This window comes from Rhizobium sp. 01T437 (genome assembly GCF_056398505.1).
The window spans coordinates 142,623-162,941 of sequence record NZ_JBFTPM010000002.1 but is presented as its reverse complement, the minus strand read 5'-3'; the positions used below and the strand labels follow the sequence as shown (position 1 = coordinate 162,941).

Here is a 20,319-nt window from a genome sequence, read left to right as displayed (position 1 = left end):
CAACGTCACTCCATGACGGCACTGTGGTCGATTGCCGGCGCGGCCCTCGGCTTGCGCAGCAGCAGCACCAGCGGCATGACGGCAAGCGACATCAGCATCAGCAGCTTGAAGTCGTCCATATAGGCGATGATGGTCGACTGCAGCGTGATGACGTCGTTAAGCGCCGCGCGGCCGACCGCCGTCAGCGGACTGAGGCCCTGCGCCGCCGTCGCGTTGAAAGCATGGTTGAACGGCGTCACATAGGCCGCGATCGACTCATGGTTGCTCTGCGTGTTCTCGACGATCAGCGCCGAGACGATGGAGATGCCGACAGAGGAGCCGATGTTTCGCGACAGGTTATAGAGGCCGGTTCCGTCGCCACGCATCTGCGCCGGCAGTGTCGCAAAAGCGATCGTCGTCAACGGCACGAAGAGGAAGCCGAGACCGGCACCCTGGATGAAGCCGACCGAGACGATCGTCCATTGCGAAACGTCGGGCGTCCAGCCGGTCATGTCGTACATCGCCCATGCCGTCAGGCCGAGGCCGAGCAGCAGCAGCCAGCGCGTATCCACCTTGCCGATCAACCGGCCAACGATGAACATGCAGAGCATGGTGCCGAGGCCGCGCGGCCCCATGACGATACCCGCCGTAGTGACCGGATAACCCATCAGCGTCTGCAGATACGGCGTCATCAGCGCCAGTGAGGCGAGATAGGTGATGCCGATCACGAAGATGAAGATCATGCTGACGGTAAAATTCTGGTCGAGGAACAGCCGCGGATTGACGAAGGATTTCTCCGCCGTCAGCGTATGCACCAGGAGCAGATAGAAGGCCGCGGCGCAGACGATCGCCTCGACCATGATCTCGCCTGACGAGAACCAGTCGAGTTGCTCGCCGCGGTCGAGGAAAAGCTGTAGCGCCGCAATGAACAGGCTCATCATCCCGAAGCCGAACCAGTCGAGCTTGGCGAGCGCATCCCTCTTCGTCTCCGAGACAAAAATGACGATGCCGGCAAAGGCGAGAGCGCCGATCGGAATGTTAATGTAAAAGACCCAGCGCCAGCTGATATTGTCGGTCAGCCAGCCGCCGATGACAGGGCCTAGAACCGGCCCGACCATGACCGAGACGCCGAATAGGGCCATGGCCGAGCCGCGCTCCTCGACGGAATAGATGTCGAGGAGGATGCCCTGGGAAAGCGGAACCAGCGAGGCGCCGAACAGGCCTTGCAGAAGGCGGAAGACGACGATCTGCGGCAGCGACTGCGCCAGACCGCAAAGCACGGAGGCGACGACGAAGCCGACGATCGCCGTCAGCAGCACGCGCTTGCGGCCGAACTTGGCAGCAAGAAAGCCCGACGGCGGCGTCATGATTGCGGCCGCGACGATATAGGAGGTCAAAACCCAGTTGATCTGGTCGGCGGAGGCCGAAACGCTGCCCTGGATATAGGGCAGCGCCACGTTGGCGATCGTCGTATCCAGCGCCTGCATGATGACGGCCAGGATGACGCAGGCCGTGATCGCGCCGCGATTGGCAACCGGGGTTGCCGGTGATGCAGGAGCATTGCTCATGGCCGTTACTCGTGGCTGCTGCCGTGGCCCAGAAGGTTGTTGACGAAATCAGGCAATCCGCGCGCATGGCCGGTATCGACATCGACGACCGTGCTCATGCCGACGCGAAGCGGCGGCTTGCCCTGAGAGTCGTCAATGCTGACGCGCATCGGAATGCGCTGTACGACCTTTACCCAGTTGCCGGTCGTATTCTGTGCCGGCAGCAGCGAGAAGGAAGAACCCGATGCCGGGCTGATACTCTCGACCTTGCCCTTCCACATGACTCCCGGATAGGTGTCGACGTAGATATCGACCGACTGCCCGGGCTTGACGTAAGTGAGTTCAGTTTCCTTCGGGCTTGCGGCGATCCACAGATGCGAGGTCGAAACCAGCGAGAAGGCCTGCTGCGAAGCCTGGAGGTAGGAGCCGACCTGCAGCGCGTTGACGTTGGTCACGATGCCGTCGAAGGGCGCCTTGACGACGCTGTGGTCGAGCTCGCGCTGAGCGTTGTCGACCTGCGATTTGGCCTGCAGGTACAGCGGATTTTCTTCGACCGGCTGGTCGGCATTACCCCCGAGCTGGGCAAGCGTCGTTGCCGCTTCCGCCTTGGCGACGGAAACCTTCTGCTGCGCGGCCTCGAGATTATGCTTGGCTTCGTCATAGGCAGACTGTGTCGCGCTGCCGTTGTTGACGAGGTTCTGCTGCCGGTCGAACTGATCCTGGTAATAGGGCAGATCGGCTTCAGCCTGCGTGATTTCGGCGAGAGACTGCTGGTAGCTGGCCTTGAGGTTCATGATCTGGTTGCGCTGTGCGCCGAGTTGCGCCTTGGCGCCATCGAGCGCGATCTTGAAGGAATCCGAGCGCAGGCTGAAGAGCACCTGCCCCGCCTTGACCTGCTCGTTCTCATGCACGTTGATCTGCTCGACAAGACCGGAAACGTCGGTCGTGATGCCCACCATGTCCGCCTGGATATAGGCATTGTCGGTCGACATGATCTGACCGCCATTGACGTAGTAGTAGCCGCCAACGACGAGCGCCACCGGCAGCAGGGCAAAGAGGACGGGACGGGTGAAGCTGCGCCGGCGGCGGACCTTGTTGCCGCCAGGCGCAGCCACCGCGGCAGCCGCGGGCGCTGAATTGGATGAAGGCGCCTCAGCCACCGTTTCTGGTTGTTGGGGAATTTCTTTTTCTTCGACAGGGTTCTTGGCATTCGCGTCAGACACGACGCGCAGGGGGGATTGATCAGCCATGTTTCGTCTCATTCTCGGCGACCGGACTCCGGCACGCCTGCACCAGGTTCGTCTTCATTACGGATAGGATGTGGAAAAGCTGGTCGCGCTGTTCGGGTGTGATGCTTTCCAGCGCCTCGCCGCGGGTCACGTCGCCGATCTCTCGCATTTGGGCGAGAATCGGATGGGCTGCTTCACGCATGTAGAGCAGCCAAATGCGCCTGTCGGTCGGGTGCTGGCGGCGCTCGACCAGGCCGCGCTCGGCGAGCTTGTCGAGGATGCGGACCAGCGTGATCGGCTCGATTTCGAGGATTTCGGCAAGCCCGCTCTGATGGATGCCCTCATTATTGGCGAGATAGGCAAGCGTCTGCCACTGAGACCGCGTCAGCCCGAGGTCCTTTGCGCGCTGCTCGAACCGCTTGCGAAGCAGACGGGCCACGTCGTGCAGAAGAAAACCGAGTGTTGGATTCTTGGTCATTTACCTTCGCCGGCTAGTAATAAGCATCCTTATGATATTGATAGATATATTGAGCATATGCAGTGCACAAGGATGCAACCCCAAGATTCCGCACTTGCGGCCAAAATGCCGCAGCCCGGACTAAGGAGAGCCTTCGATCCGGCCTCGCGAAAAGTTCAAGCAGCGGCCGAAACTCGTCTCAGCAATGTGATAAAGCGACACATCGGCGGAAATGCCGGGGGTTTGCGGAACTCCAAATCCATGCAATCAATTGGCATTTGCAATTTTTGGATTCTCCCGTTTATAGTCTTTCTTCATAGAGTTAGGGAGACGCAGAATTTCTCTCTCCGGTTGATTTCGAGGTGCTGGCCTGCACCTGTCATCTTCCCGGCAGCCAAGCATGAGTAGAATTCGGACTTAGGACGAAGGCTCATGCTTTCGTTCCAGCAGACATGAACAGCTTATCTCAGGCATAGGTTCAGGCGGCTGCGTTCGGCCGCCCGCAAGGGGGACCGGAATGGCTTATTCGCTTCGACAGACACTGGTGCTCGGCTGCTTTGCGGCTTTCCTGCCGCTCATTGCTGAGGCGCAGCAGGCGCCTGCTCCCCCGCCTGTTACCGTCGCCAAACCCGTCGTGCGTGATGTGGTCGACAGTGATGAGTTCATCGGCCGTTTCGAACCTGTCGATGAAGTCTCCGTCCGCTCGCGCGTCGGTGGTTACCTGCAGGAAATCGACTTCACCGACGGCGCTCTGGTGAAACAAGGCGACCGGCTCTTCGTCATCGATCAGAGGCCGTTCGTAACCGCACTCAATCAGGCCAATGCTGCGCTCGAAGCGTCGAAATCGGCTCTGGTTTTTGCCGATGCGCAGTATAAGCGCGCCCAGTCGCTTGCTTCGAGCGGCAGCCAGTCGGCGCAGACGCTGGACGATCGCCGCCGCGAATTCGATTCGGCCCAGGCCAACGTCCGCGGCGCACAGGCCGCAGCCGATCGCGCGGCTCTCGACATGGAATATACCGAGATCACCGCGCCGCTCAGCGGCCGCATCGACCGCCGCCTGATCTCCGCCGGCAACCTTGTGCAGACCGACCAGACGGTGCTGACGACGATCGTTTCTCTCGACCCGATCGATTTCTATTTCGACGTCGACGAGCGCCGTCTGCTGAATTTCGCCGACACGGCACGCAAGCTCGGCAAGGTTCTCCAGCAGGGCGGTGGCGGACTGGATGTGACGGTCACGATCTCGGATCCCAATGCCAAGCCATTCAAGGGAAAACTCGATTTCGCCGAGAACCGGATCGACAACGAGAGCGGCACCATTCGTCTGCGTGCCCGCTTCCCCAATCCCGATCTCGTCCTTCAGCCCGGCCTCTTCGGTCGCATCCAGGTCGAAGCCTCCAACACCTATCAGGCCATTCTCGTTCCTGACGAGGCAATCGGCGCAGACCAGAATGAGCGCGTCGTCTATGTCGTCGGCGCAGACGGCACGGTATCGACCAAACCCGTGCGGCCCGGTCCGCGGCTCTACGGCTACCGCGTCATTCGCGAAGGCCTCGACGGCACCGAGACGATCATCGTCAATGGCCTGATACGCGCCCGGCCCGGCGCAAAGGTAACACCTCAGATGACCGAACTGCCGAAGGAGCGGACGGACGCTCCGCCGGAAACCGCCGGTGCGGAGAGCGGCCAATGAGATTTGCCCATTTCTTCGTGGACCGGCCGATCTTTGCGGCCGTCATCTCGATCGTTCTTCTCGTGGTCGGCAGCATTGCCTATACGCAATTGCCGGTCTCCCAATATCCGGAGATCGCGCCGCCGACCATTGTCGTGCGCACCTCCTATCCGGGCGCCGACCCGCAGACGATCGCCGATACGGTTTCGACGCCGCTCGAGCAGCAGATCAACGGCGTGGAAGACATGCTCTACATGTCTTCCTACTCCAGCGCCGATGGCGCCATGTCGCTGACGATCACCTTCAAGCTCGGCACCGATCTCGACAAGGTCCAGGTTCTTGTCCAGAACCGCGTTTCTATCGCCCTGCCCCGTCTTCCCGAGGAAGTTCAGCGGCTTGGCGTGACCACCGACAAAAGCTCGCCTGACCTGATGATGGTGGTGCACCTCCTGTCGCCGTCGCACCGCTATGACCAGCTCTACGTCTCGAATTATGCCCGTAACCGCATACGCGACGTTCTCGTGCGCCTTGACGGCGTCGGCGATGTACAGCTCTTCGGCGAGCGCCAGTATTCGATGCGAATCTGGCTGGATCCGGAAAAGCTCTCCGCCTACGGAATGACATCCGATGACGTCGTTGCCGCATTGAGAGACCAGAACGTCCAGGTATCGGGCGGCAAGATCGGCGCCCCACCCGTCACCGGCAAGAATGCGTTTGAATATACGGTGCGAACCGACGGACGTTTCTCGGATGTGCGCCAGTTCCGCTATGTCATTGTGAAATCGACGGCCACCGGCCGGCTTGTGGCATTGCAGGATGTCGCCCGTATCGAGCTTGGTGCACAGGACTACGTCACCAACAGCTATCTCAACAATGACCCCGCAGTTGCTCTCGGCATCTTCGCCCGGCCGGGAACCAATGCACTGGATACCGCCCATCAGATCCAGGGCATCATGAAGGATCTTTCGCAGAATTTCCCGCAGGGCCTGGAATATCGGATTGTCTACGATACGACCGAATTCATCTCGGATTCGATCAATGAAGTCTACAGGACCATCGCCGAGGCAGCGATCCTCGTGGCGATCGTCGTCCTCGTCTTCCTGCAATCCTGGCGAACCGCCATCATTCCGATCATCGCCATTCCCGTATCGCTGATCGGCACCTTCGCCGTGCTGCTCGCCTTCGGCTTCTCGCTCAATATGCTGACCCTATTCGGCCTCGTCCTTGCGATCGGCATCGTCGTCGACGATGCGATCGTGGTGGTGGAAAATGTCGAGCGAAACCTGGCGCGCGGCATGACGCCGAAACAAGCGGCACACGTCACGATGGACGAGGTCGGAACCGCCGTCGTCGCCATCTCGCTGGTGCTGATCGCAGTGTTCGTGCCGACGGCCTTCATTCCGGGTATTTCCGGGCAGTTTTATAAGCAGTTTGCGGTGACGATCTCGGTCACTACAGCCATTTCCGCGTTGAATTCGCTGACGCTTTCGCCTGCACTGGCTGGCATATTGCTGAAAGCCCACGATCACGAAGCCAAGCCTAAGAATATCTTCTCACAGTTGGGAAGCGGGCTTGCGAATGGCTTCAATCGCGGATTCGATCGAATGAGCTCTGGCTATTCCTGGATCGTCCGACATCTGGTCAGCAGTTGGGTAGGGTTGACCGCTTCTCTGGTCGTCTTCGCCTGCCTGCTCGGAGCGACATGGTATATGGGCCAGAAGGTTCCCTCGGGCTTCATCCCAACCATGGACCAGGGTTACGCGATCATCGTGATCCAGCTTCCGGACGGAGCCTCTCTTGCGCGCACCGACGCCGTCGTCAAACAGGTGGGCGATATCGCCCGCACGGTGCCGGGCGTCGGCAATGCCGTGCAATTTGCCGGTTTCAGCGGTGCAACTTTTACCAATGCCTCGAATGCCGGCGTCGTCTTCGTCCCGTTCAAATCCTTTGCCGAGCGTGAAGAAGGTGGCGAAACCGCCAACAAGATCATCGGCGAGCTCTATGGCAAGCTGCAGAGCATCCAGGAGGCCTTCATCATTGCCATCCCGCCGCCATCTGTACGTGGCGTTGGCAATTCCGGCGGCTTCAAGATGCAGATTTCGGATCTTGAAAACGCGGACATGACGCGTGTCCTTGGTCTGGCCCGCCAGATGATGGGTGCCGCGGCCACGACCCCGGGGCTAACAGGCGTCTTTACGACATTCTCGGATGCAAGCCCGCAATATTTCCTCGCGATTGATCGCGACAAGGCACGTTTCCTGAACGTGCCGATCCCCAACATCTTCAACGCGCTCTCCATCAACCTCGGCGTTGCCTATGTGAACGACTTCAATGCGTTCGGGCGCGTCTACCAGGTTCGCGCTCAGGCCGACCGGCAATACCGCATGGACAGGGACGACATCCTGGCGCTGAAGGTTCGCTCGGCAACCGGCGCACTGGTCCCGCTCGGCACCCTGATGGACATCCAGGACTCCAGCGGTCCGGCACTTGTCCAGCGCTACAATATGTATGTCTCGGTGCCGCTTCAGGGCAATCCGACTCCGGGCACTTCGACCGGCGACGCCATCAAGAAGATGGAAGCGCTGGCGGAGCAGATCCTGCCACCGGGAACGACCTTTGAATGGACCGAGCTTGCCTATCAGGAAACCCACACCGGCAATACCGCCATCTATATCTTCGCCCTGTCGGTGATCTTCGTCTTCCTTGCGCTTGCGGCACAATATGAAAGCTGGGTCCTGCCTCTGGCGATCATCCTCATCGTTCCGCTCGCAGTGCTCGCCGCTTTGATCGGCGTATGGCTAAGAGGAATGGACAACAACGTCCTCACACAGATCGGCCTGATCGTCCTGATCGGCCTTKCGGCSAAGAACGCCATTCTGATCGTCGAGTTTGCACGCCAGGCGGAAGAAGAAGGGAAAAGCGTCGTGGATGCCGCAATCGAGGCAAGCCACCTTCGCCTGCGCCCGATCCTGATGACGGCCTTCGCCTTCATCTTCGGCGTCCTGCCGCTTGCCATCGCCACCGGCCCAGGTGCCGAAATGCGCCAGTCGCTCGGCACGGCAGTGTTTTCGGGCATGTTGGGTGTGACGATCTTCGGCCTGTTCCTGACGCCGGTCTTTTATGTCGTGCTGCGCCGCTGGCGCAAAAAGCCGGCAGAAGCGCCGGCTCAGGTCGATGCAGAGGAGAATGCTGCCTGAACCGGTCTCAGGTGGAGAAGAGGTAAACCTGGCCCTGCCAGAAGCGGGCGACGGAAAGTCTGCCGCTCCTGAAGGCGCGGGTGTCGAGGTTCAGCCGCATTGGCTGCACATCCGGCTGGTCGCCGGGCGTGTGACCATGGACGATGAGCTTCGGCAGTGGCAGCGGGCTTTCCAGGAAACGCTGGCGAATGAAAGCCAGGTCGTCATCGGCCTGCTCTTCGAGCGGCACACGCGGGTCGATACCCGCATGCACGAAGGCTACATTGGGCGTATCGAGCATGATCGGCAGGGAGCGGATGAAATCGATATGGGTATGCGGCAGCGACTGGCGGATGAAGGCGTCAAGCTGCGCACCGGAACGGAAAACGAGCGGCAGGTGATCGGGATCGAGACCGTAGGATCGCAGGAGCTCGGCGGCACCCATGGTCATCCAGTCGTCATAGGATGCCCAGCCGTCGATATAGTCGAGCATGACGATCTCATGGTTGCCGGCAAGGCAGATGCGCTCGAAACCCTCGGGCGCCGGGTCCATGATATGGCTGATGACATGCGCCGATTGCGGACCGCGGTCGATATAGTCGCCAAGCATGACGATGAGTTTGGTGCCCGATATATGCTCTGCATCCCGGACGATCGCCTCTTCCGCTTTCTGCAGCAGGTCGAGACGACCATGCACGTCGCCGATGGCATAAGTGGGGATGTCAGCTATATCCATGCTCACGCGCGGGCGCGGCTGACGTCCAGCCTTCGAACCCTCGCGGCTTCGTGCAAGAGAATCACTCATCATCATTCCTGATCAGTTCGCCGTCCCTTAACCATAAGTAGAGCATACGGCAAGGCGATCAAGCTGGTAAGAAAATTCCGCCGGCCGGGCTTTTGTGGAAAAAGCGGCCTTACGCAAGCCGATGCAATCACGCACTTTTTTAGCACTAGGAAAGAGTGGCAGATGGGCACCGTATCGCAACTGCACGACAATGTGCGTCCTCCGGCGCACCGCATCGAGACTGAGGAAGAGGCCATCTCCGCGGCTCGCGAGCTTGCGGCCGGCTTTCGCCGGCAGGAAAGCGAGCGCGACATCAACCGCCTCATGCCGAACGCCGAACTCGACGCGCTCTCGCAATCCGGCCTCACAGCAATCACCGTTCCCCCTGAATATACCGGGCTCGATATTTCCAACGCCCTGCTCGCCGGGATCGTCGCCATCGTCGCCGAAAGCGATGCCTCGATCGGCAACGTGCTGGCATCTCACTTCCGCGTGCTGGAAGGGCTGCGCAACCAGCCCTCGGAAGAACTGAAGATCGCCCTTTTCACCCGTGCGCTCGACGGCGACCGTTTCGCTGCAACCCGTTTTACCGATCAGGCAAGCCTCGTTGCCGAGGGCTCCGGCTTTCGCCTGACAGGCCGGTCGGAACAGGCAGCCGCTATCCTTTTCTCCGACTGGATCGCCGCAGCAGCGATCGACCCCGGCCGCCGCAGGGTGACGTTGCATCTGCAGCGTGACAGCGACGAACTGCAGGCGGTGGACGACTGGGATGCTTTCGGGCTGCGCACCAACGGCACAGCAACGCTGATTGCCGGCAAGCTGCATGTGAACGCAGATACCGTCACCGCCGCCCTATCCGGCGATCACACGACGGAAAAATCCTTGGGCCTTCTGCTGCAGGCAGCCGTCAGCCTCGGTATCGCCCGTGCAGCCTTTGCCGACCTGCTCGTCATGGCGAAGGAGCCCTCTGCCCTCTCTGGCAAAATCGGCGAGCGCGCCATCCGCATCGAAATCGCGACCGGCGCGCTGGAACAGGCAGGCCGCAAACTGGATATCGCCCAGGTAAGTCCCGCCGAGGCAGCCATGGCGGAAGCCTATTTCTCCGCCTCATCCGCCTGCCTCACGGCAACCGAGGTGGCGCTGGACACGGCAAATGCGCTCTTCGAACTGGCCCGGGGCGCGACCGGCAGCATAGCGCTCAACCTCGACCGTCACTGGCGCAACGCCCGCATCCACGACATGGCAATCCAGCGCGAGCCGCTGTTGAAGGCAGCAGGCGCGCATATTCTAAGAATCAGGGAAAGCTGAAGCAACTCCCGCAAAACTGTGCCGCGGTTTGCATCGGGAATTGCGTCAAAATAAAGAGAGCGCGGATCAGCTCGCGGCGGAAACCGGGACCTCTTCCTCGACCGTTTCGATACCGCCGCCGACAACGAACTGTTCGAGCGTCATGTTGTCGAGAATGGCGGCGATCGCGTCCCGGACTTCGGTCATCGAGCGCCGCACCTGACAGGTCTCGGGATCGGCGCAGTCGTCGCAGGCCTCGTAAGCCGTGCGGCTGGCGCAGCGGATCGGCGCAAGCGGCCCATCCAGCGTGCGGATGACATGACCAATGCGGATCTCCGACGCAGGCCGCGACAACGAATAGCCGCCGCCCGGCCCCTTCTTCGACCGCAGGATGCCGACATTGCGCAGTTCGAGCAGAATCGTATCGAGAAACTTCTTCGGAATATTGTTGCGCGACGCGATGTCGTTGATGAAGGCGGTCTCGCCCGGCGCCAGCCGCGCCAGATCGACCAGCGCCTTCAATCCGTATTTTCCTTTTTTCGTCAACATCTGGGTCGCCCTGCACTTTGCGGCATTATGCTTCTGTAATAGCAGGCAAATAGAGTCAAAACCATGAAGAGACAACAAAATAACCAGTTTTTATAGGCTACATCAGCAATATGTTGCCGTAAAACCGCTATTCAGAGTTTCCTGAACCTTGCAGGCCTCCAGAAGGTTGTCTCGCACCGCCAACCGATGCGAGACCGGAAGTCTCGTCTAGACCGTTTTCAGCATGCCGCCGTCGACGAAATAGGTGGAGCCAATACTGTAGCTCGCTCGGTCGGAGCAGAGGAAGACGAAGAAGTTTGCAAGCTCCTCCGGCGTGCCGAAACGTTTGGACGAGGCATGCTCATCCGCCACGCTCTGCAGGTAGCCCTCCCAGTCACCACCGGTCTCCGCTGTCAGCTGCTTGGCGGTCTTGATCCAGTCGGGCGTCAGGATGAGGCCGGCGTTGACGCAGTTGACGCGAATCTTGTCCTTGACGAGCTCTGTGGAGAGCGTCTTGGAAAACATCATGAGCGCCGCCTTGGTGACATTGTAGATCGGCTCGTACCACAGCGGCTGCACGGCACAGATCGAGGCATTGTGAAGGATCACTCCGCCGCCGCGCTTCTTCATCTGCGGCGCAATTCCGCGGGCAAGGCGCACGGCGGCCATCACATGCAGATCAAAATACGCCTGCCACTTCTCGTCAGGCGCCTCCATGACCGTCTCGTTGGAGCCGGTGCCGGCATTGTTGATGAGAATATCCGCTCCACCACGTTCGGCTGCCGCCGCGATGATCGCCTCAGTGCCTTCGACAGTCGCCACATCGCTTTCGACCGCAATGGCGCTGACACCATATTTTTCGGCGATGCGCACGGCTTCAGCATCCAGCCGCTCGCGTCCACGCGCAGACAAAATGAGGTTGGCACCCTCGGCCGCCAGCCCTTCGGCGATCGCCAGCCCGATACCGACCGAACCACCCGTGATGACGGCGGTCTTCCCCTTCAATCCAAGATCCATGAAATCCTCCCAATCCGGCCGGCGGTCCGGCCGCTCCGCCAACTCTTCCGGCATTGGCTCTGCCCGTCAAGCCATGGCAGAAAATCATTGGTGCCGCTAACTGATCCCTCTTGCCGCAGGCCGCGTTCTGTCGCATGCCTGCGGGCATAGTGGAGGAATTTTCATGCGTCTTTATTCAGCTTGCATTGAATGGCTGTTTGCCGAGGAAGGCGATCATTTCGCCGATCGCATCCGCCGTGCCCATGCCGCCGGCCTCAAGGCCATCGAGTTTTGGCGCTGGACGGACAAGGACCTCGACGCGATAGAAGCCGCATTGAAGGAAACCGGCCTCAAGGTGACGAGCCTCGTCGCCGAGCCGATGATCGCGCTGACCGATACCGCCAATCGCGAAACCTGGCTGAAGGGCCTTGCCGATTCCGTCGTCGTCGCGAAACGCCTCGGCGTGCCTGTCCTGATCGCGCAGGCCRGCGACGATCTCGAGGGCTTCACACGAGACGAACAGCGCAAGGCGCTCACCGAAACGCTGCGGGCCGGCGCCGACATCCTGAAGGACAGCGGCGTGCGTCTCGGTGTCGAGCCGCTCAATATCCGCATCGACCACATTGGTTATTTTCTCGATTCCGCCCGCGAGGGGCTGGATATCGTCGATGACGTCGCCCGTCCGGAAATCGGCATCGTCTACGACATCTATCATTCCGCAGTCATGGATGAGCGCACTGAAGATGTTCTGGCCGGCCGCATCGACCGCGTTTTCCACGTTCATGTCGCTGACCACCCCGGCCGCAACGAACCCGGCACCGGCACGATCGATCTCGCTCACCGCCTGAACTGGATCTTCTCCAACGGCTACACCGGTGCCATCGGCTTGGAATACAAGCCAACGGCTCCGGGAGCGGATGCGGTGAAGGCGGCAATTGCGACCTTGGGCTGACGTTCAGCATTCTGCCGTTATCCGGCAGCATCAGCCCGATCACTTCACAAGTGCACTGTGCTGATCGGCTTCCGATTTCGGCTTTGCCGGATCGGCAACTGCCGCCACCTTGCACGGACCAGCCGAACGGCGCTCGACGATGCGTGAAGCGATCATGACGCGGCGGGCAGGCATGCCGGGCAGGCGTGGATTTTCTATCCGCTCCAGGAGCAGCCGCAGACCGACGGCCCCGCCCTCCTGCCCTTCCATTTTCACCGTCGTCAATGACGGCGAAATCTGCGTGGCCGGCGAGAAATCGCCGAAGCCGACGACCGAGACGTCATCGGGAATGCGATAGCCCTGGCCCAGCAATTCGGAAACCACGGTCAGCGCCAGTCCATCATGGGCACAGAAGAAAGCCGTCGGGTGGATACCCTTTGCCTTGAGGTCCTTGAAAACCTCGCCGAAGCCGATCTGTTCGTCGAAGCTTAACACATGCAGCAAGACATCCTCGCAGCGTTCGGCAATCTCCCGCGCACCGTAGAAGCGCTCGCGCCGGCCGCGGAAACCAGGCGTGCCGTTGACATAGGCGATCGACCGATGGCCGAGTTCGATCAGATATTGCAATACCGCCTGCCCAGCCTCATGGTCGGTGCCGGTCACCTGATCGGCCTGCTCCAGCGGATCGACCCAGCCGAAACGCACGATCGGCACACCGGTCGCTGTTGCCGCTGCGATCGCTTCACGATCATGCGGTCCGACGAGCAGTAAACCGGCGCAGGACCGCCCCAGTTCTTCCAACTGACCGGCACTGTGGGTCCAGCGGATGCGTAGCGCCATGCCAAGCCTATGCGCCTCACGCTGCACGCCATTCTGGATTTGCATGTAGAGTTCGCTGTTGACGGCATCGAGATCGTGGAAAACGACGGCGATATCATTGGTCTGCGATTGGCCGGCAGGGCGCGTGTAGCCCAGCCGTTCAGCCGCCGCGCGGATCAGCGCGCGCGTCTCCTCACTGACACCGCTCTTGCCTGCCAGCGAGCGCGACACCGCATATTTCGAGAGGCCGACCTCCCGCGCGATCGTCTGTAAGGTAACTCGCCCCCTGCTTCCCACTCTCCACCTCGATGTTCCATCCGGCATTCGGAGCGCTTCGCTACACGTTCCCTACCGGAATTGCAAATTCCCGCACTAACAAAACATAACGCTTTACCTAACAATATCCAAATGTATCTTCTCGTTATCCCAGCCCGAAAGCAAAATATAACGATAAGAGCTGAGGATTTTTGGAGGAGAACCCTATGATCAAGCTGAAACGTCGTGCGTTTCTGGCCGGGACTTCGGCCGTTATGATCCTGCCGGCCTTGTCGGCCTTCGCCGCCGACTACAAGGAAGCAGGCATTCTGAAAGACAAGGTTTCAAGCGGCGCGTTGCCGGCCCTCAAGGACCGGTTGCCGGAGAATCCGCTCGTCATCAAGCCGGTCGAAAGCGTCGGAAAATATGGTGGCGACTGGAATATGGCGCTCGTTGGCGGCGGTTCGCTCTCGATGTTGTTCCGCTATCAGGCCTATGAGCCGCTGCTGCGCTACACGCCCGACTGGTCCGGCGTGACGCTGAATGTCGCCGAGGCCTTCGATGGCAACGCCGATTCCACCGAATATACCATCCGCCTGCGCAAGGGCATGAAATGGTCCGACGGCCAGCCCTACACCACGGCCGACGTGAAATTCTGGTACGACACGATCCTGACCGACAAGCGCGTCGCCGTGAACGGCCAGGGCCACTGGAAAACGGCAGGCAAGCCGGCCAAGCTCGAAATCGTTGACGAACAGACGTTTAAAGTTATCTTCGATAAACCTAACGGTATGTTCCCATTGCAGGTTGCCTGGGCCAACAGCGATCACACCACGCGCTGCCCGAAACATTATCTCGAACAATTCCATATCGACTATAACCCGAAGGCGGACGAGCTTGCCAAACAGCGCGGCTTCGAAACCTGGATTGCCGCCTTCCAGTCCGCTTCCGGCTTCCAGGACGACAACGCCTTCTTCCTGAACTCCTCGAAGAAGCCCTGCCTGAATGCCTGGATGTTTACCACCGCACCAGGCGAAAATACGGAACGCGCCGTCGCCGAACGAAACCCCTTCTACTGGAAGGTAGATACGGAAGGTAACCAGCTCCCCTATATGGATCGCATCGTCTACCAGATGGTCGCCGATCCGCAGGTGCTGCTACTCAAGGTCATGCAGGGTGAAATCGACCTCATGGACCAGTATATTGCGACACCGAACAACAAGTCGGTGCTCTACGATGCGCGCGAGCAGGGCAAGTACGATTTCTACACGCTGACTTCAACCGAAGCCAATGTGATGAACTTCATCTTCAACCTGAACCATAATGACGAGACCAAGCGAAAGCTCTTCCGCAACAAGGATTTTCGCGCGGCACTCTCCATGGCGCTCGATCGCCAGTCGCTGATCGATGCCGTACTCGTCGGCCAGGGTGCACCGGCCCAGCCATCGATCAAGCAGGGCGATCCGCTCTACAACGAGCAGCTTGCCACGCAGTTTACGAGCTATGATGTCGACAAGGCGAATGCCATGCTCGACACGCTGATCCCGAAGCGCGACGACCAGAACTTCCGTCTGGACGAGAAGGGCCGCCGCCTGACGGTGATCTTCGAAATTGACCAGGCGCGTGCTGTCTTCCTCGATCTCTTCCAGCTAGTCATCCCGATGTTCCAGGCTGTCGGCATCGATGCGCAGATGCGCACCATGGACCGCTCGCTCTGGGAAACCCGCGTCCGCCAGGGCCGCGATTTCGATGCGACGGCCCACCAGTTCGGCGCCAATGGCGGCGTCGCGGCCATGCTCGACCCGCGTTACTACGTGCCGACGGATTCGAACGCCATGTACGCTCCGGCCTGGCAGCTCTGGTATCTCGACCGCAACAACGCCAATGCGGAAGAACCACCGGAAGAAACGAAGAAGCAGCTTGAGCTCTATGACAAGCTGAAGGCGACCTCCGATCCCACCGGCCAGCAGGAGATCATGAAACAGATCCTGCAGAGTGCTGCCGAAAGCTTTTATGTCTTCGGCATTTCCCAGCCGCCGGATGGCTATGGCGTCGTCAAGAACAACATGAAGAACATCACGAAGACCATGCCGAATTCCTTCGGTTGGCCGACCCCCGCTCCCACCATGCCGGAGCAGTTCTACAAGGTCTGATGGCCTCGACAGCAATGATGTTTTCCAGGCGCCGGCCCAACCGGCCGGCGCCACGGCCCTCTTTTGCCAATGCCCTCGTTTGCCAATGATTGGATGAAGACGATGCTCGACGCCAGAAGACAGAACACCGACACGCTGCGCGCGCCGGACTGGTTCAAGACCGCAACGCGCTGGACCCAGCTGACCTTCGTGGAAGACGATCCGGAAAAATACGATCCGGCCTTCTGGGTCGATGTCTTCAAGCGCACGAAATCCAACGCCGTGTGCCTCAGCGCCGGCGGCTACATCGCCTATTATCCGAGCGAAGTGCCCTATCACTACGTGAGCAAATATCTGGGTGATAAGGACATCTTCGGCGCACTCGTCGATGCCGCCCGCAAGCTCGACATGCATGTCATGGCCCGTGTCGATCCGCATGCCATCCACGACGATGCCGCCAAGGCGCATCCCGAATGGGTGATGATCAATGCCGATGGCACGCCGCGCCGGCATTGGGCCTATCCCGATGTCTGGGTCACCAATGCCTATGGTGACTACAACACCGTCTTCATGCCCGAGGTGGTGAAGGAGATCGTCCGCAAATACGATATCGATGCAGTCTTTGCCAATCGCTGGCAGGGCCACGGCGTCGATTACGGCGAAGACAGCGCCCGCCGCTTCAAGGATATGTTCGGCCACGCGCTGCCGAAGAAGGCGGATGCCGATGATCCAGCCTGGCAGAGCTGGTTGCAATGGCGCCGCCGGGTGCTGACCGACATGATCGCCCAGTGGGACGATGCGGTCAAAGCGATCCGCCCCCATGCGAGCTTCATCCCCAACATGGGCGGCGCCTCGCTGATGGAATTCGACCTCTCGGTTATCGCCAAACATTGCCCCTTCCTCGTCGTCGATCACCAGGGCCGTAAGGGTCTGGAACTTGGCTGGTCGGCCGGCCGCAACGGCAAGCGTATCCGCGCCACCTTCCCCGATCGCCCCGTCGTGCTCATCACCTCGATCGGCCCGGAAGAAGAATATCGCTGGAAGGACGCGGTCACCTCGGGCGAGGAAATGCAGCTCTGGATCAATGACGGCACGGCCCATGGCCTCTATGCCTGGTTCACCAAATTCAATGGCGTTGTACCCGACAAGCGCTGGGTGGAACCGGTCGCCGACGCATTCGCCTTGCAGGCGGCTGTCGAGCCGGTGCTTGAGAGCATGAATCCGACGGCCGAAATCGCCGTCGTCGATCCTTCGACCACGCTCCGCCACTGGGCACCGGAAGAACGCCACAGTGCCGAAAAACACGATCTCGGTTTCTATCATGCCCTCGTCGAAGCCCGTCTTCCCTTCGAGCTTCTCTCCGATCAGGTTCTCACGAAGGAGAACCTCGATCGCTTCAAGCTGATCGTCCTCGCCAACGCCTCCTGCCTTTCGGATGCCCAGAACGAGGCAATCCGCGCCTATGTCGAGCGCGGCGGCAGTGTCGTCGCCTCCTACGAAACCTCTCTGCGCGACGAATTCGGCAAGAAGCGCAGCGAATTCGGCCTCTCCGACGTACTCGGCGCCAAATTCGTCTCCGGCCCACGTGGCATCGTCAAGAACACCTATGTGGCGCTGTCTGGCGACCATCCGATCAATCAGGGTTATGAGGGTGCCGAGCGCATCATGGGTGGCACGCGCCTTGTCCATGCTGACCCTATCGGCAACGCGACGACACCCTTCCTCTATGTTCCCGACTTTCCGGATCTGCCGATGGAAGAGGTTTATCCGCGAAAGGCACCGGAAGGCGCCGGCGTCATCGCCCGCGAAACCGGCAAGGGCGGCCGCACCGTCTATATCCCTTGGAATATTGGCGAAATCTTCTGGGAAGTCTTCGCCGTCGATCATGGAAAGCTGATTGCCAATGCTGTGAGCTGGGCACTCGGCAAGACGCCACGCGTCACCGTCGAAGGCCCCGGCGTCATCGACATGGCGCTGCGCGAAAATGCCGAAGGTATCGCGCTCAGCCTCTTCAACCTCACCAACCCGATGATGATGAAGGGTCCGATACGCGAAAATTACCCTCTGGCGGCCCAGACGGTTTCAGTGGAAATTCCTGAAGGCAAATCGGTGGCGAAGGCATGGCTCGTCGTTACCGACCGCGCCGCAAACTTCAGCGTTAGGGATGGCCGCGCACAGGTGGAGGTGCCGGGCATCGAGCGGCTGGAGGTGCTGCACCTCACCTGGAAATGAGGTGTTGAAAAGAGGAGGAGCGCTTTTGGCCTGGAGGGGCCGGAAGCGGATGGAGATCCGAAGGAAGCGCCCGGCCGGGCACTCCCAACGGGAGGAGAAACATTCCGATGCTTGGCTACATCTTCAAGCGCGTGCTCTATATGATCCCGACCTTGATCGGCATGTCGCTGATCTCGTTCATGATCATTCAGCTGCCGCCGGGTGACTACCTGACGTCGATGATCGCGACGATGAGCGACAGCGGTCAGGCTGTGGATCCCGCGCAGATCGAGCGGCTGAAAGAGATCTACGGTTTCGACGATCCCTTCTATATCCAGTATCTCAAATGGATATGGGGCATCGTCAGTCGCGGCGATTTCGGCTGGTCCTTCGAGTGGAACCAGCCCGTCTCCGGCCTCATCTGGGCGCGCATGGGCTCGACGCTGGTCATCTCGCTCTTGAGCCTGCTCTTCGTCTGGATCGTCGCCCTGCCGATCGGCATCTATTCCGCCGTACGCCGCCATTCGATCAGCGACCACGTCTTCACCTTCTTCGGTTTCATCGGTCTCGCAGTGCCGAACTTCATCCTGGCGCTGACGCTGATGTATGTCGCCTATCGGTATCTCGGCCAGAGCGTCGGCGGTCTCAACTCGCCCGAATTTGCCGAGGCGCCCTGGAGCCTCGCCAAGGCCGGCGATTTCCTTGCCCATCTCTGGATACCCATCATCATCATCGGCGCCTCGGGTACCGCTGCCATGATCCGCATCCTGCGCGCCAATCTGACGGACGAGCTGCACAAACCTTATGTGATCACCGCCCGCGCCAAGGGCCTGCCGGAATACAAGGTCATCCTCAAATATCCGGTGCGCATCGCGCTCAACCCCTTCGTTTCGGCCATCGGCTGGGTGCTGCCGCATCTCGTCTCCGGCGTGACGATTACCGCTATCGTCCTCAACCTCCCGACCGCCGGGCCGCTGCTCTTCCGCGCCCTGGTTTCGCAGGACATGTATCTTGCCGGCAGCTTTATCCTGTTGCTGTCAGCGCTGACCCTCGTCGGCATGCTCCTCTCGGACCTGCTGCTTGCGCTGCTCGATCCGCGCATCCGGTTCAATTGAAGAGGCGCCGATGACCCACGAAACATTCGCAACCCATACCGGCCCCCTGAACGTCGTCGCCGACGGCCCGTCGATCAGCCCGCTGAAACAGGGCAAGACCGTCTCGATCGCCGCGATCGGCCCGTGGCGGCTGATTGCCGGCAAGCTGATCCGCCAGAAAGTGGCGATGGTTGCCGGCGCGATCATCCTATTCCTTTATCTCGTCGGCCTCTTCGCCGAATTCCTTGCGCCTTCGCTGCCCGCAACCTCCAAGCCGCAATATACTTACGCGCCGCCGCAAGGTTTCAGCTTCTTCGTGGAGAAACCTGACGGCAGCTCCGAGTTCAATTTCCACGTGAAGGGCTACAAGGTGGAGATCGACAAGGTGGCGCTGAGGCGCACTTTCGTGGTCGATGACACCAAGGTCGTGCCGATCGGCTTCTTCGTCAAAGGCCCTGCCTATCAGCTCTGGGGCCTGATCCCGATGACCACGCATTTCATCGGCCCGATCAACCCCAATGACCCGATGTACCTGCTCGGCGCCGACCGTCTTGGCCGTGACGTCCTGACCCGGCTGATCTACGGCACCAGAATTTCCATGTCGATCGGCCTCGTCGGGGTCGCCATGTCATTGGTGCTCGGCGTCGTGCTTGGCTCGATCTCCGGCTTCTATGGCGGCTGGGTGGATACGCTGATCCAGCGCGTCATCGAGGTCGTCAGCGCCATGCCGACCATCCCGCTCTGGCTCGGCCTTGCGGCGGCGATCCCGCTGACTTGGTCGCCGGTCAACGTCTATTTCGTCATCACCATCATCGTCTCCCTGCTCGGCTGGACCAGCCTTGCCCGTGAGGTGCGAGGCCGCTTCCTGGCGCTGCGCAGCGAAGATTTCGTCACCGCCGCCAAACTCGACGGGTCGAGTGAGGCACGGCTGATCTTCCGCCACATCCTGCCCTCACTGACGAGCCATATCCTCGCCGTCGTCACCCTCGCAGTGCCGACGATGATCGTTGCCGAAACCTCGCTCTCCTTCCTCGGCATCGGCCTCAAGCCGCCTGTCGTCAGCTGGGGCGTGCTGTTGCAGGACGCGCAGAATATCCGCACGGTCGCGACCGCGCCCTGGCTGCTGATCTGGCCGTCGCTCGCGGTCGTCATCGCCGTCCTGTCCTTCAACTTCTTCGGCGATGGCCTGCGCGATGCAGCCGATCCCTATGACAATTGAGGA

The 20,319-nt window shown here is 60.4% G+C and carries 15 protein-coding genes; 8 read left to right on the top strand and 7 right to left on the bottom strand.

The window, feature by feature from the left end:
- Positions 1 to 5: 5 nt before the first annotated feature.
- The 3 genes from AC1DM5_RS04195 to AC1DM5_RS04185 are packed head-to-tail and all read right to left on the bottom strand — an operon-like array spanning position 6 to position 3,233.
- Positions 6 to 1,547, bottom strand: coding sequence for a DHA2 family efflux MFS transporter permease subunit (locus tag AC1DM5_RS04195; RefSeq protein WP_477823577.1), 1,542 nt, complete (start codon positions 1,545 to 1,547; stop codon positions 6 to 8).
- Between the two features lie 5 nt (positions 1,548 to 1,552).
- Entirely contained in the window at positions 1,553 to 2,776 is a 1,224-nt protein-coding gene (locus tag AC1DM5_RS04190) for an HlyD family secretion protein (protein WP_477823578.1), read from the bottom strand.
- Complete coding sequence (locus AC1DM5_RS04185; protein ID WP_477823579.1) at positions 2,769 to 3,233, bottom strand: MarR family winged helix-turn-helix transcriptional regulator; 465 nt, start codon at positions 3,231 to 3,233, stop codon at positions 2,769 to 2,771. The genes AC1DM5_RS04190 and AC1DM5_RS04185 overlap by 8 nt, the downstream gene beginning before the upstream one ends.
- Positions 3,234 to 3,729: 496 nt before the next feature.
- Between AC1DM5_RS04185 and AC1DM5_RS04180 the strand changes: the two genes are divergently transcribed.
- Both AC1DM5_RS04180 and AC1DM5_RS04175 read left to right on the top strand, forming a co-directional pair.
- Positions 3,730 to 4,905 (top strand): efflux RND transporter periplasmic adaptor subunit, encoded by a 1,176-nt coding sequence (locus tag AC1DM5_RS04180; protein WP_477823580.1) that lies wholly within the window; start codon positions 3,730 to 3,732, stop codon positions 4,903 to 4,905.
- The gene (locus AC1DM5_RS04175; RefSeq protein ID WP_477974650.1) at positions 4,902 to 8,081 is read left to right on the top strand and encodes an efflux RND transporter permease subunit; all 3,180 of its coding nucleotides are present in this window, start codon (positions 4,902 to 4,904) and stop codon (positions 8,079 to 8,081) included. The genes AC1DM5_RS04180 and AC1DM5_RS04175 overlap by 4 nt, the downstream gene beginning before the upstream one ends.
- Before the next feature lie 7 nt (positions 8,082 to 8,088).
- Here the strand turns inward: AC1DM5_RS04175 and AC1DM5_RS04170 are convergent, their stop codons facing one another.
- A complete protein-coding gene (locus AC1DM5_RS04170; RefSeq protein ID WP_477823582.1) occupies positions 8,089 to 8,865 on the bottom strand; it encodes a metallophosphoesterase in 777 nt (258 codons plus the stop codon).
- Between the two features lie 162 nt (positions 8,866 to 9,027).
- On the opposite strand from AC1DM5_RS04170, the gene AC1DM5_RS04165 reads away from it, so the two are divergent.
- Positions 9,028 to 10,152 (top strand): acyl-CoA dehydrogenase family protein, encoded by a 1,125-nt coding sequence (locus tag AC1DM5_RS04165; RefSeq protein WP_477823583.1) that lies wholly within the window; start codon positions 9,028 to 9,030, stop codon positions 10,150 to 10,152.
- 66 nt (positions 10,153 to 10,218) lie between these two features.
- Here the strand turns inward: AC1DM5_RS04165 and AC1DM5_RS04160 are convergent, their stop codons facing one another.
- Together AC1DM5_RS04160 and AC1DM5_RS04155 are read right to left on the bottom strand one after the other, a co-directional pair.
- A complete protein-coding gene (locus tag AC1DM5_RS04160) occupies positions 10,219 to 10,680 on the bottom strand; it encodes an RrF2 family transcriptional regulator (RefSeq protein ID WP_477823584.1) in 462 nt (153 codons plus the stop codon).
- A gap of 207 nt (positions 10,681 to 10,887) precedes the next feature.
- Positions 10,888 to 11,676 (bottom strand): SDR family NAD(P)-dependent oxidoreductase, encoded by a 789-nt coding sequence (locus tag AC1DM5_RS04155; RefSeq protein ID WP_477823585.1) that lies wholly within the window; start codon positions 11,674 to 11,676, stop codon positions 10,888 to 10,890.
- A 163-nt stretch (positions 11,677 to 11,839) separates the two neighbouring features.
- Here AC1DM5_RS04155 and AC1DM5_RS04150 point away from each other — a divergent pair, with 163 nt between their 5' ends.
- A complete protein-coding gene (locus AC1DM5_RS04150) occupies positions 11,840 to 12,607 on the top strand; it encodes a TIM barrel protein (RefSeq protein WP_477974648.1) in 768 nt (255 codons plus the stop codon).
- A gap of 39 nt (positions 12,608 to 12,646) precedes the next feature.
- On the opposite strand, the gene AC1DM5_RS04145 is transcribed toward AC1DM5_RS04150, so the two are convergent.
- Complete coding sequence (locus tag AC1DM5_RS04145) at positions 12,647 to 13,702, bottom strand: LacI family DNA-binding transcriptional regulator (protein ID WP_477974646.1); 1,056 nt, start codon at positions 13,700 to 13,702, stop codon at positions 12,647 to 12,649.
- A gap of 185 nt (positions 13,703 to 13,887) precedes the next feature.
- Between AC1DM5_RS04145 and AC1DM5_RS04140 the strand changes: the two genes are divergently transcribed.
- The 4 genes from AC1DM5_RS04140 to AC1DM5_RS04125 all read left to right on the top strand — a co-directional run bounded on the left by AC1DM5_RS04140 (position 13,888) and on the right by AC1DM5_RS04125 (position 20,316).
- Entirely contained in the window at positions 13,888 to 15,813 is a 1,926-nt protein-coding gene (locus AC1DM5_RS04140) for an ABC transporter substrate-binding protein (RefSeq protein WP_477823588.1), read from the top strand.
- A 102-nt stretch (positions 15,814 to 15,915) separates the two neighbouring features.
- Complete coding sequence (locus AC1DM5_RS04135) at positions 15,916 to 18,024, top strand: family 10 glycosylhydrolase (RefSeq protein WP_477823589.1); 2,109 nt, start codon at positions 15,916 to 15,918, stop codon at positions 18,022 to 18,024.
- A gap of 107 nt (positions 18,025 to 18,131) precedes the next feature.
- Entirely contained in the window at positions 18,132 to 19,118 is a 987-nt protein-coding gene (locus tag AC1DM5_RS04130) for an ABC transporter permease (RefSeq protein WP_477974644.1), read from the top strand.
- Between the two features lie 10 nt (positions 19,119 to 19,128).
- Entirely contained in the window at positions 19,129 to 20,316 is a 1,188-nt protein-coding gene (locus AC1DM5_RS04125) for an ABC transporter permease (RefSeq protein ID WP_477823591.1), read from the top strand.
- Positions 20,317 to 20,319 lie beyond the last annotated feature (3 nt).